The sequence below is a fragment of the Streptomyces sp. SYSU D01066-1 genome (assembly GCF_054956795.1).
Genome location: NZ_JBUDHV010000003.1, coordinates 366,210 through 377,477, shown reverse-complemented (window position 1 = coordinate 377,477; position 11,268 = coordinate 366,210). Strand labels below are relative to the sequence as shown.

Annotated in this window: 10 protein-coding genes; 4 read left to right on the top strand and 6 right to left on the bottom strand. The window is 76.2% G+C overall.

All coding sequences use genetic code 11. The features are described from left to right. Positions 1-166: 166 nt before the first annotated feature. The 5 genes from ACY1JF_RS05430 to ACY1JF_RS05410 form a co-directional block, all read right to left on the bottom strand. Entirely contained in the window at positions 167-1,024 is an 858-nt protein-coding gene (locus ACY1JF_RS05430) for an SGNH/GDSL hydrolase family protein (RefSeq protein WP_462703794.1), read from the bottom strand. Continuing rightward, on the bottom strand, positions 1,021-2,184 hold the full coding sequence (locus ACY1JF_RS05425) for a glycosyltransferase (protein WP_462703793.1): 1,164 nt from the start codon (positions 2,182-2,184) through the stop codon (positions 1,021-1,023). The genes ACY1JF_RS05430 and ACY1JF_RS05425 overlap by 4 nt, the downstream gene beginning before the upstream one ends. Next, positions 2,181-3,311 carry a glycosyltransferase family 4 protein gene (locus ACY1JF_RS05420; protein ID WP_462703792.1) on the bottom strand — a complete coding sequence of 377 codons (1,131 nt, stop codon included), beginning with the start codon at positions 3,309-3,311 and terminating at the stop codon, positions 2,181-2,183. Before ACY1JF_RS05420 ends, ACY1JF_RS05425 begins: the two co-directional genes overlap by 4 nt. 388 nt (positions 3,312-3,699) lie before the next feature. After that, positions 3,700-5,118, bottom strand: a complete 1,419-nt coding sequence (locus ACY1JF_RS05415) for a HEAT repeat domain-containing protein (RefSeq protein ID WP_462703791.1) — start codon at positions 5,116-5,118, stop codon at positions 3,700-3,702. Between the two features lie 283 nt (positions 5,119-5,401). Continuing rightward, the gene (locus tag ACY1JF_RS05410; RefSeq protein WP_462703790.1) at positions 5,402-5,794 is read right to left on the bottom strand and encodes an ankyrin repeat domain-containing protein; all 393 of its coding nucleotides are present in this window, start codon (positions 5,792-5,794) and stop codon (positions 5,402-5,404) included. Positions 5,795-6,065: 271 nt separating this feature from the next. Between ACY1JF_RS05410 and ACY1JF_RS05405 the strand changes: the two genes are divergently transcribed. Then, entirely contained in the window at positions 6,066-6,260 is a 195-nt protein-coding gene (locus ACY1JF_RS05405) for a hypothetical protein (RefSeq protein ID WP_462703789.1), read from the top strand. A gap of 37 nt (positions 6,261-6,297) precedes the next feature. Beyond that, entirely contained in the window at positions 6,298-8,022 is a 1,725-nt protein-coding gene (locus ACY1JF_RS05400) for a P-loop NTPase family protein (protein ID WP_462703788.1), read from the top strand. Between the two features lie 178 nt (positions 8,023-8,200). Here ACY1JF_RS05400 and ACY1JF_RS05395 read toward each other — a convergent pair whose 3' ends face one another. Beyond that, on the bottom strand, positions 8,201-9,700 hold the full coding sequence (locus ACY1JF_RS05395) for an SCO1417 family PLP biosynthesis transcription factor (protein WP_462703787.1): 1,500 nt from the start codon (positions 9,698-9,700) through the stop codon (positions 8,201-8,203). 101 nt (positions 9,701-9,801) lie between these two features. Between ACY1JF_RS05395 and yczE the strand changes: the two genes are divergently transcribed. After that, the gene (gene yczE, locus ACY1JF_RS05390) at positions 9,802-10,467 is read left to right on the top strand and encodes a membrane protein YczE (RefSeq protein ID WP_462703786.1); all 666 of its coding nucleotides are present in this window, start codon (positions 9,802-9,804) and stop codon (positions 10,465-10,467) included. Beyond that, the gene (locus ACY1JF_RS05385) at positions 10,464-11,231 is read left to right on the top strand and encodes a glycerophosphodiester phosphodiesterase (protein ID WP_462703785.1); all 768 of its coding nucleotides are present in this window, start codon (positions 10,464-10,466) and stop codon (positions 11,229-11,231) included. The genes yczE and ACY1JF_RS05385 overlap by 4 nt, the downstream gene beginning before the upstream one ends. Positions 11,232-11,268 lie beyond the last annotated feature (37 nt).

The following is an 11,268-nucleotide window of genomic DNA, read 5'->3' as shown; positions in this document are numbered from 1 at the left end:
CAGCTGCGCGAGCCCTCCGGCCACTGGAGCGCCCGGGTGGCCGTCGAGCCCGGCGGCGCCGTCGTCTCCATCAAGGGCTACGGGACCGCACCCGGCCCCGCCCGGCCCGGGCCCCCCCCCCCCGGGCGCCCCGCCCCCCCCCCCCCCCCCCCCCCCGCCGACGTCCTCAAGCGGCCTCCCTGCGGTCGGTGACCGGCAGGGCCGCCAGGGCCGCCGAGACCGCCGCGGACGCGCGCAGGTCGAGCCGGGCGCTCGTCCCGCGCGCGCGGTGGCGCAGTTCCTCGGCGGCCAGGGTCAGCAGCTGCGGCAGCAGGTCGGTGGAGCGCCGGGCCACCCAGCCGGTGCCCGCGGTGGCCAGCCACCGCAGGCTCGCCGACCGGGTGGGGGCCGGGGACCCGGGTTCGGGCGAGGGCGCGGGCCCTTGGGCGAGCCCGTGCGCGGCGAGCAGCGCGTGGGCGCGTACGGCCAGTTGCCGGTGCCCCCGCTCACCGGGGTGCAGCCGGTCCACGCTCCACATGGCGCGGTCGGTGACCCAGTCGCCGTCGCCCGCGTGCAGGTGCAGGGCGCCGTGCCGCTCGGACAGCGCGTGGACCACGGTGTTGACGGCCCGCTGCCGCCGGGCCAGCGGCCGGGCCAGCGCTCCCGGCAGCCCGAGCATGGTGCCGGGGTCGGGCAGGCAGGCCGTCAGCAGAGCGGCTCCCTGGGCGCTGAACGCCGCGTAGACCTGGTCCAGCCGGGCGGCCACGGCGTGGATGTCGAAGGTGTGGCGCAGGGTGTCGTTGACGCCGATCACGACGGAGACGAGGTCCGGCCGCAGCGCCAGCCCGGCGGGCAGTTGCGCCTCCAGCACGTCCCGGGTCTGCGCCCCGCCGGCCGCGAGGTTGCGGAACTCCACGGGCCGCTCCTCCTGCCCGGCGAGCGACCCGGCGAGCAGCGCCGCCCAGCCGCGCCAGCCGCCCGCGACCGGGTCGCCCACCCCCTCGGTCAGCGAGTCGCCGAGCGCCACGTAGCGCGGCCGTCTCATGCCACGCCCTCCGCCACGCCCCGGCGGGAGGGCGCCACCGCCGCCGCGTCGTGCGCGGCGAGGAACGCGGCGACCGCCGTGTCCCAGCCGAAGCACTCCGCACGCGCGCGTGCCGCCGCCCGCCGCTCCGTCTCCGGGCACCCGGCCAGCAGGTCCACGGCGTCCGCGAACGCCTCCCCGTGGTCGGCGGCGACGGCCCCGGCGGAGCCGATCACCTCGGGCAGCGCGGACGAGGCGCTGACCGCCACGGGGGTGCCGCAGGCCATCGCCTCCAGCGCGGCCAGCCCGAACGTCTCGGCGGGCCCGGGCGCCAGGCACACGTCGGCGCAGGCCTGGAGCGCGCCGAGCAGACCGCGGTCTCCCACGTGCCCGAGGAACTCGACGGGCAGCCGCCGCTCGCGGGCCCGCTGTTGGAGCCGGGTGCGCAGCGGGCCGTCCCCGGCCACCACGAGGACCGCCCGCCGGCCGCGCCGGCGCAGCGCCTCCAGGGCGTCCAGGGCCGTCCCGGGCCGCTTCTCCACGGACAGCCGGGAGCACATCACCAGCAGCGTCTCGTCCTCGCGCGCGTACCGCGCCCGCACCCGCGCGTCGCGCAGCGCCGGGTGCCGGGCGACGAGATCGACGCCCAGGGGGGCGCGTACGACGTTGCGGGCGCCGATTCGCAGGAACTCCCGTTCGGCGAACTCGGTGGTGCACACCACGCGCGCGTACGTGTGCGCCGTACGCGTGTTGAGCGCGTCGGCGGCGCGGCGGGCCGCCGCCTCGGACAGGCCCCAGGTGCGCAGGACGCCGTCGGCGGTCTCGTGGGAGACCATCACGGCGGGGATCCGGGCCCGCCGGGCCCACTTGCCGGTCCAGCGCAGTGTGGTGCGGTCGGAGACCTCCAGGCGGTCGGGGGCGAGTTCCGCCAGCAGGGCGGCGACCCGCCGCTTGTCGGTGAGGACGCGGTAGCCGCCGGTGCCGGGCAGCAGCGGGCCGGGCACGGTGATCACCCGTCCCTGCTCGGTCTCCCGGTCGCTCGCGCGCTCGCCGGGGACGACGAGGACGGGCTCGTGTCCGGCGGCGAGGTATCCCTTGCCCAGTTCGCGCAGGGCGGTGCGCAGGCCGCCGGAGGCGGGGGCGACGAAGTTGGCGAGCCGGACGATCCTGAGGGAGTTCACGCGGCCAGCACCGCCTTCCGTGCGGTGAGGACGTCCGCGTAGTGGCCGATCAGCCGGTCGCCGACGGCCGCCCAGGTACGGCCTTCGACGGCCGCGCGTCCGGCGCTCCCGCAGGCGGCGCGCAGCGCCGGGTCGGCGGCCAGTGCCGCCACCGCGTCGCGGACGGCGTCCGCGTCCCGGGGCGGCACCAGCAGCCCGGTGCGGCCGTGGTCCACCAGGTCCAGCGGGCCGCCCGCGGCGGGCGCGACGACGGGGACCCCGCTGGCCATGGCCTCCTGCACGGTCTGGCAGAAGGTCTCGAAGGGGCCGGTGTGGGCGAAGACGTCCAGGGAGGCGAAGACCCGGGCCAGGTCGTCGCCGGTGCGGCGGCCGAGGAAGACGGCGCCGGGCAGGGCCTGCTCCAGGCCGGCGCGGCTGGGTCCGTCGCCGACGACCACGACGCGTACGCCGTCCAGGGCGCAGGCCCCGGACAGCAGCTCGACCTGCTTCTCGGGGGCGAGCCGGCCGACGTACCCGACGATCAGCTCGCCGTCCGGGGCGAGTTCGCGGCGCAGTGCCTCGTCGCGCAGCCCGGGCCGGAAGCGGGCGGTGTCCACCCCGCGCGGCCAGAGCCGGACCCGGGGCACGCCGTGCGCCCGGAGGTCGTGCAGGGCGGCGCTGGAGGGGGCGAGGGTGAGGTCGGCGGCGGAGTGCACGGAGCGGATGCGGCGCCACGCCGCCGCCTCGCCGGCCCCCATGTACGTACGGGCGTATCCGGCCAGGTCGGTCTGGTAGACGGCCACGGCGGGGACGCCGAGCCGGGCGGCGGCGGCCATGCCGCGGACGCCGAGGACGAAGGGGCTGGCCAGGTGGACCACGTCGGCGCGGTGCGCGGCGATCGCGGCGGCGAGACGCCGGCTGGGGAGGGCGACGCGGACCTGGGGGTAGCCGGGGAGCGGAAGGGAGGGGACGTGGACGACCGGGCACGGCGCCGCGAGGGGGTCGGGCCGGGTGCCGGGCGCCGGGGCGGGGGCGACGACGAGGGGGACGTGACCGCTGTCGACGAGGTGTCGGGCGGTCTGGAGCGCGCAGTGAGCCACGCCGTTCACATCGGGGGGAAAGGACTCGGTCACGATGACGACACGCATACCCGTGTTGTCGCCGGGCTGGACGTGGTCGCGTCAACGTCGATCTTTCCGGCCGAGGAACGGCCCGTGAGCGTTGGAGTGCCCGACCCGGCAGGTCAGACCGTGTCCACGCCCGCCTGAGCCGTGGGCCACCCCTCGTTCACCCGGCGCGCGCATGGTTGCCTCGTCATCCCCGCGCACCCCCGTGTGCGGCAGCGCGCCCCCCATTCACGCCCGCGTCTCCGGCGCACGGACGGTTCCACGCCGTCGGCCCGTCAGCCCCTCGCCCCGTCAGCCCGTGAGCCCACCGGTCCATCAGCTCCATCAGCCCGCCAGCCCGCCAGTCCGCCAGCCCGCGGCAACGGCACTCCCCCGCAGGACTCACCGCACAAGACCCATGGCACAGAACTCACGCCGCGGACGCGTCCGGCCCGATCCGGCTCCGTACGGCGGTCTGCACCTCGGCCTCCTCGGCCGGGTCGGCGGCGAGCCGGCGCAGCCGTTCGACGACCCGGTTGTCGCCGGTCTCGGCGTGCCGGGCCGCGAGTTCGCGGGTGGTCTCCTCACAGTCCCACAGGCACTCCACGGCGAACCCGGCCGGGAAGGACGGGTCGGTGGCGGCCAGCGCCCGGGCGGCCCGGCCGCGCAGGTGGGAGGAGCCGGTCTCCCGGTAGACGTGCCGCAGCACGGGGGCGGCGCAGGCGATGCCGAGCCGTCCGGCGCCGTCGACGAGGGTCCACAGGGTCGGCGCGTCGGGACCCTCGCCCCGTACCGCCTCGCGCAGCGCGGCCAGGACGACGTCCCGGTCGGCCGCGCCGCCGCGACAGGCCAGTACCCGGCCGGCGGCGGCGCCCAGCGCGTCGGGCCGGCGGGCCCAGCCGCGGGCCCGGTCCACGGCGACGGGAGCGCTCATCCGTTCGAACGCGGCGACGGCGGCCTCCACCACCCCCGCCGTACCGGTGGCCACGGCCTGTTCGATCAGGTCGAGCGCGCCGGGATCGCCGCCGTCCGCGAGATAGCGCAAGGCGGTGCAGCGGGCGCCCTCGGGGCCGGACCGGGCGGCCTCGACGATCTCGGGCCGGTCCTGGGGACCGGCGACGGCGGTGAGGCACCGGGCGGCGGGCACATGGAGCGCGGCGCCACGCTCCAGGCCCTGCTGGGCCCACTCGAAGACGGCCGCCACGCTCCAGCCGGGGCGGGGCCCGGCGGGCCGCAGCTGCCGCTGCCAGCGGTCGAAGCAGCCGGCTTCCCGGGCGGCACGCACGCGCGTGGCGACCGCTTCGCGGCTGTCCTCGGCCCACAGCCGCCAGGGCCTCGGTTCGAAGGCGTCGCGTACGGCGGCGGCCAGCTCGGCCTCGCCCCGCGGGTCGGTGGGGAAGCGGGCCAGGACGGGCTCGGCCAGGGCGCGCAGCCCGGCGTCGTCGTCCCGCAGCGCCAGCTCGTCCAGGGCCCAGGCCCAGTTGGTGCCCCGGGCGGCGTACCGGCGCAGCAGCTCGAGCGCGTCTTGCCGGCCGTAGGAGGCGAGGTGCCCGAGGAACGCCAGGGACAGCCCCGTACGGGACTCCTCGGGGTCGAGGACGTCCTCGGCGTCGAAGAGGTGGGCCTCCACGGCATCCAGCTCGCCGTCGAGGTCGAGGAAGAGGCGTGCGTAGTAGAGGGAGCGGTTCTCCACCTGCCAGTCGTGGCGCGGGTCCCGCAGCACACAGTGGTGCAGGGCCGCGAGCGCCTCCGCGCGCGGCGCGGTGAGCGCGTGCAGCGTGCCGTCGCCGCGCCCCCGCTGGAGCAGGCCGAGCAGCGTACCGCTGGGCGCTATGACCGGATCGAACATGGGAAACAGCCTCACATCAAGACATCAAGCGTCGACGCAACCGGGTGAGCACGCGTTCACCTGACCGCGCGACGACACGTCGGGGCGCCCGCCGTCTCCTGCTTGCCGAAGACCATTTTCCTCTGCCTCTCGTCGGTGGCCCGCGCGGGCCGGGTCGCGGTCCGCGCGGTGCGGCAACACCTGCCCAGCCGTCACGTCCGTGAACCACGTCGCCATGATGACCCCGCGATTCGTCCCGCCGCGACCGAAATACCGGCGGCCCCCGTACGGCCCCCGGGCCGCCTCACCGCGCGCCGAAGAGCTCCAGCAGTTCCCCGCGGCCGAACATGCGGGCCGTGTCCACGGCGGAGGGGGTGCCCGCCGCGGGGTCCGCGCCGGCCTCCAGGAGGGCCTTGACGACCTCGGTCTCGCCCTTGAAGACGGCTCCGGCCAGCGGGGTCTGCCCCCGGTCGTTGACCCGGTCGGCCTCGGCGCCGCGGTCCAGCAGGGCGCGCACCGTGCCGGCGTGGCCGTGGTAGGCGGCGAGCATCACCAGGGAGTCGCCGCGGTCGTTGGTGAGGTCGGCCGGGACGCCCGCGTCGACGTAGGCGACGAGCGGCTCGGTCTGCCCCTGCCGGGCCAGATCGAAGATCTTGGTCGCCAGTTCGACGACCTCGGGGTCGGGGGCTTCGGTCATCGGCGGACCACCTCTCTGGGACGCTCATCCACGGGTTCGCGGCCGCGAGCGGGGCGGCCGTACGAGTGAATCGCCAGGGTACTGGCTCGCGGGACACATGGCCGGGGGCGCCCGAGGTAAAGATCGCCACAGCCCGGCGGGCCCGGGAGGCGCTCCGCCACGCGAGGCAAAACACCCGATATTCACCCGCTTGCACCTTTAATCATATGGATACATGCTGTGATCCTGGAAGTACTCATGGTGACTGTCCCCGCGAACCAGGAGAACTCACATGATCCTCTCGATCTCAGGCGTCGTCCTGCTCGGCGTCGTCGTCTTCATCTACTTCCGCAAGGACGGCCTGAAGGCGTCGCACGCCGTGGTGGCCATGCTGTTCGGCTTCTACCTGGCGAGCACCGCCATCGCCCCGAGCATCAAGGCGGGCGGAGAGAGCCTGGCCGGCCTCCTCGGCGGACTCAAGTTCTGACCGCCCCCGTCCTCGTCCGCACCTCCAGGAGGCAGCAGTGGCCCGGCGCCCCCTTCCCCGCGTCCTGAGCAACAGCGGCGCACAGCTCGCCCGCAGCCGGGAGCTGGCCCGGACGGCGGCCGACAGCGCCACCGACGTCCTCCAGCCGCTGATCACGATCGCCCGCGGCATCGGCCGGCTGACCGCGGCCGCGCGGCGCAGGTGGACCGGGACCCCCAAGGACCGGCGCGGCGCGCTGCTCTTCCTGGTGGCCTCGGTCGTCCTGGTCGTGGGCCTGATGCCGTACGGCCCGCTGCTGGCCGCCGTCGCGCTGACGGCGGCGGCGGCCTGGCAGGGCAGGAACCGCGTCCCGTCCGCGGCCGAGGAGGCCGATGACGCGCGGACCCGCCGTCTGACCTCGCTCTACGAGGCGCTGGTCCCCTACTTCTCGCTCGCCGAGGACCCCGATCCGCTGTACACCCACGGCGGCGGCTGGCAGCAGGCCTTCCCGGTCTACGAGTTCGACGACGACGGCCGTCTGTCGCAGCTGGTGGTCCACTACCCGGCGTACTTCACCGACGGCGAGGCCGCCGCCCGCGCCCGGATCGAGCACCTGCTCACCGCCAAGGCCGGCCGGGACCGCGAGTACCGCTTCACCTGGGACGAGGAGGCCAACCACCTCACCCTCACCGCCCTGGCCCCGCTGCCCGCCGACATCGCCGCCCAGCGCTTCGTCACCGCGCCCGGCGAGACGGTCCTCGGCTTCACCGACCCGACCGGGGTCCAGCGCACCCTGCCGGTTGTCCACGGCGAGGAGCGGCGCGACGTGCCGCCGGTCGTCTGGCGCACCGGCGCGCGCTCCACCGAGCCGCATCTGCTGGTCCTCGGCCGGCCGGGCACCGGAACCTCCACGCTGCTGCGCTCCGTCGCCCTCCAGGCCCTGCACCACGGCGGCGACCTGGTGATCGTCGACGGCGGCGGCACCGGCGAGTACGCCTGTCTGACCGGGCGCGACGGCGTCCTGGCCGTCGAGTGCGGCCTCGCCGGGGTGCTGACCAGCCTGGAGTGGGCCGCCCAGGAGACCGAGCGCCGGCTGATCGCCGTCAACCGGGCCCGGCAGGAGGGGCAGCCTCCGCCCGAGGACACCCGGCGACCGCTGTGGCTCCTGCTGGACCGGCCCGGCGCCTTCACGCACCTGGCCGGCGTGGACGGCCGCAAGGACCCGCAGGCCCTGCTCCAGGTGCCGCTGCGGCACGGCCGCGCCGCGCACGTGACGGTGGTGGTGGCCGACCAGCTGGACGCCCTCGACACGCTCGGCGACGCCGTACGGCAGCACACACGCGCGCGCGTGCTCCTCGGCCCGGCCGGGCCGGACGAACTGACGGCCGCGCTCGGCACTTCCCCGGGGACCACACCCGTCGACCAGGTCCCGCCCGGCCGCGGTTACGCCCGGCTCGGCACCGGCCCGGTCCTGCGCCTCCAGGTGCCGGCCACCCCGGACCCGTACGACGACGCCACCAGCGACAGCCACCGGCAGGCGGTCCTGGAGCTGCTGCCGCCGCGCACCACGCCGGCCGACGGGGAGCACGTCCCCGAGGCCCCGGGCAGCGGACAGGAGGCCCCGGCGGACCCGGCCGGTTGCGCCGCGGCGGAAGCGGCCTCCCCCGAGCCGGAACCGGCCCCGGCGAGGCCGGTCCCGACCCTCGCCGGGCCGCAGGAGGAGAGGAAGAGGCGGCGGAAGGGACGGGAGAAGAAGTCGGTGCCCACGCTCATCAAGCCCTAGTGATCCGAGTCGGAAGTTCCCTGCCGGATACGGTGTTCGATCCGGGCAGCCCTTGCCTGCCGGCGGGGACATCTGCCCCGCCGGGGCGGCGGGCGACCTACCAGGGAATCTCCGGCTCAGGTCACCAGCGGACCCCTGACGGATCTCCGCGGCGCCCCCTCCGCCGGGGTGCCGCGCGTCACGCCACGAAGGTCCGGGGCGCCTCCGCCCCGCCGGCTCCCCCGCTCTCGACCAGCCGCGCCGCCGCGGCCAGCCGCAGGGCCGCCTCGTCGGCCACCGCGCCGGCGACCGTGAACGGCAGCCGCGCGTACCCCTCGAAGGCCCCGTCGACGCCGAACCGCGGCCCGGAGGGCACCCGGACCCCGACCCGCTCCCCGGCCTCGGCGAGCCGCGACCCCGACAGGCCGCCCGTGCGCACCCACAGGGTGAGCCCGCCCTTGGGTACCTCGAACTCCCACCCGGGCAGCTCCCGCCGTACCGCCGCGACCAGCGCGTCCCGGTTCTCCCGCGCCTGCGCGCGGCGCAGTTCGACGGCCCGTTCCCAGCCGCCGGTGCCGAACAGCCAGTTCACCGCCAGCTGTTCGAGGACGGGGGTGCCCATGTCGGCGTAGGCGCGGGCGGCTACGAGGCTGCGGATCACGTCGGGGGACGCCCGCACCCAGCCGATGCGCATCCCGGCCCAGAACGCCTTGCTGGCCGAACCGACGGTGACCACGGTCGACCCGGCCGGGTCGAAGGCGCACACCGGGGGCGGCATCGCCACGTCCTCGTCGAGCAGCAGCTCGCTCATGGTCTCGTCGGCCACCAGCACCGTCCCCGCCGACCGGGCCGCCTCGACCAGCCGCCGCCGCTGGTCCTCGCCGGCGAGCGCGCCGGTCGGGTTGTGGAAGTCGGCGACGACGTAGGCGAGGCGGGGCGCGGCCTGCCGCAGCACCTGGCGCCACCGGTCCAGGTCCCAGCCGCCGAGGCCGCCGGCCATGGCGACGGGCACCAGTCGCGCGCCCGCCTCCCGCATCAGCTGGAGGATGTTGGCGTAGGAGGGCGACTCGACGGCGATGCGCTCGCCGCGGCCCCCGAACAGATGGCAGATCGCGTCCATCGCGCCCATCGCGCCGGTGGTCACCATGATCTGTTCGGGCATGGTCGGGATGCCCCGGGCGGTGTAGCGGTCGGCGAGGGTGGCGCGCAGCGCGGGCAGGCCGGCCGGGTAGTCGCCGTGCGTGTGCGCGTACGGCGGCAGTTCCTCCAGGGCGCCCCGCACGGCGCGGGTGAGCCAGGGTTCGGGCGCCGGGAGCGCCGCGCAGCCCAGGTCGATCACCGAGCCGAGCGCCTCGGGCGGCAGCGGCTCCAGGCCCCGGGCCGGCACCGGGTTCCCGGGCGGGACGGCGGTCCAGCTGCCCGCGCCGCGCCGGGACTCCAGGAAGCCCTCGGCGCGCAGCGCCTCGTAGGCGGCGGCGACCGTGGTGCGGCTGACCGACAGGGCGAGGGCCAGTTCCCGCTCGGCGGGCAGCCGGGCGGCGACCGGCACCCGTCCCTCGAGCACGAGCAGCCGGACGCCGTCGGCCAGCGCCCGGTAGGCGGGCGGGCGGCGGGTGCCCGGTCCGGCCGGGCGCTCCTGCTGCGAGCCGAGCAGCCGCGCGAGCTGCGCGGCTCCCACGGCCGAAGTCCACTGCGCCATGTGAATCAGTCCACCTTCCGTGAATTGGCCCTGGATGGCTTCCGCTTCCAGGCCACAGGGTGGCACAGACCGCGCCACGTTTCTCACCCAGGGGGCTCAGCATGTCCGCACACCGGTCCACCCGGAGACGCCTCGCCCGCCGGCTCACCCAGCTCTACGGCGGTCTGCTGCTCTACGGGGCCAGCTCGGCGCTGCTGGTCCGCTCGGGCCTCGGCCTGGAACCGTGGAACGTGCTGCACCAGGGCCTCGCGGAGCGCACGGGCCTGTCGATGGGCGTGGTCCTCACCGTCGTCGGCGCGGCCGTGCTCCTGCTGTGGCTACCGCTGCGGCAGCGGCCGGGCCTCGGCACCGTCTCCAACGTGCTGGTGATCGGGGCCGCGATGGACGCGACGCTGGCCCTGGTGCCGGACGTCCACGGCCCGGTGGCGCGGACCGCGTTCCTGACCTCGGGGATCGTCCTCAACGGGGCGGCGACCGGCCTGTACATCGCGGCGCGGTTCGGTCCCGGACCGCGCGACGGCCTGATGACGGGCCTGAACCGGCGCACCGGCCTGTCGGTGCGCCTGGTGCGGACGGCGGTGGAGATCACGGTCGTGGTGACCGGCTTCGCCCTCGGCGGCACCGTCGGGATCGGCACCCTGCTGTACGCGGTGGCGATCGGCCCGCTCGTCCAGCTGTTCCTGCGCGTGTTCGCCGTCCCCCCGGCATCCGGCGGCAGCACGGTGGTTGCCGCCGGTCAACCCCGGGCGGCCATACTGCGTCGGTGACCACCCCCATACGCCACCCCTACCTCGACCATCCCGGCCCGATCCCCTTCGCCCACCGGGGCGGCGCGGCCGACGGCCTGGAGAACACGCTGCGCCAGTTCCGGCGGGCCGTCGAGGCGGGCTACCGGTACATCGAGACCGACGTGCACGCCACCCGGGACGGCAAGCTGGTCGCCTTCCACGACGCGACGCTGGACCGGGTCACCGACGGCACCGGCCGGATCGCCGAGCTGCCGTGGGCCGAGGTCAGCCACGCGCGCGTGGCGGGCAGCGAACCGCTCCCCCTCTTCGAGGAACTGCTGGAGACCTTCCCCGAGGTCCGCTGGAACGTGGACGTCAAGGCCGAACCGGCCCTGCTGCCCTTCCTGAACCTCGTGGGGCGCACCAACTCCTGGGACCGGGTCTGCCTCGGCTCGTTCTCCGAGGCGCGCGTGGCGCGCGCCCAGCGGCTGGCCGGCCCCCGCCTCGCCACCTCGTACGGCACCCGGGGCGTACTGGGGCTGCGGCTGTGCTCCTGGGGCGTGCCGGGGGCGCCGCGCCGCCCGGCGGTGGCCGCGCAGGTGCCCGAGGCCCAGTCGGGCGTGCCGGTGGCCGACCACCGCTTCGTGCGCGCCGCCCACGCGCGCGGGCTCCAGGTGCACGTGTGGACGGTGAACGAGCCCGAGCGCATGCACCGGCTCCTGGACCTGGGCGTGGATGGCATCATGACCGATCACATCGGCGTACTGCGCAAGGTCATGGAGGACCGCGGCGTCTGGGTCTGAGACCCGCGTCCGGTCCGGGGGACCTCGCGCGTCCATG

What these genes read in the sequence shown, in the direction of transcription:
- ACY1JF_RS05430 (WP_462703794.1), bottom strand. Translation starts at nt 1,024, where the DNA reads ATGAGACGGCCGCGCTACGTGGCGCTCGGCGACTCGCTGACCGAGGGG.
- ACY1JF_RS05420 (WP_462703792.1), bottom strand. Translation starts at nt 3,311, where the DNA reads ATGCGTGTCGTCATCGTGACCGAGTCCTTTCCCCCCGATGTGAACGGC.
- ACY1JF_RS05415 (WP_462703791.1), bottom strand. Translation starts at nt 5,118, where the DNA reads ATGTTCGATCCGGTCATAGCGCCCAGCGGTACGCTGCTCGGCCTGCTC.
- ACY1JF_RS05410 (WP_462703790.1), bottom strand. Translation starts at nt 5,794, where the DNA reads ATGACCGAAGCCCCCGACCCCGAGGTCGTCGAACTGGCGACCAAGATC.
- ACY1JF_RS05405 (WP_462703789.1), top strand. Translation starts at nt 6,066, where the DNA reads ATGATCCTCTCGATCTCAGGCGTCGTCCTGCTCGGCGTCGTCGTCTTC.
- ACY1JF_RS05395 (WP_462703787.1), bottom strand. Translation starts at nt 9,700, where the DNA reads ATGGCGCAGTGGACTTCGGCCGTGGGAGCCGCGCAGCTCGCGCGGCTG.
- yczE (WP_462703786.1), top strand. Translation starts at nt 9,802, where the DNA reads ATGTCCGCACACCGGTCCACCCGGAGACGCCTCGCCCGCCGGCTCACC.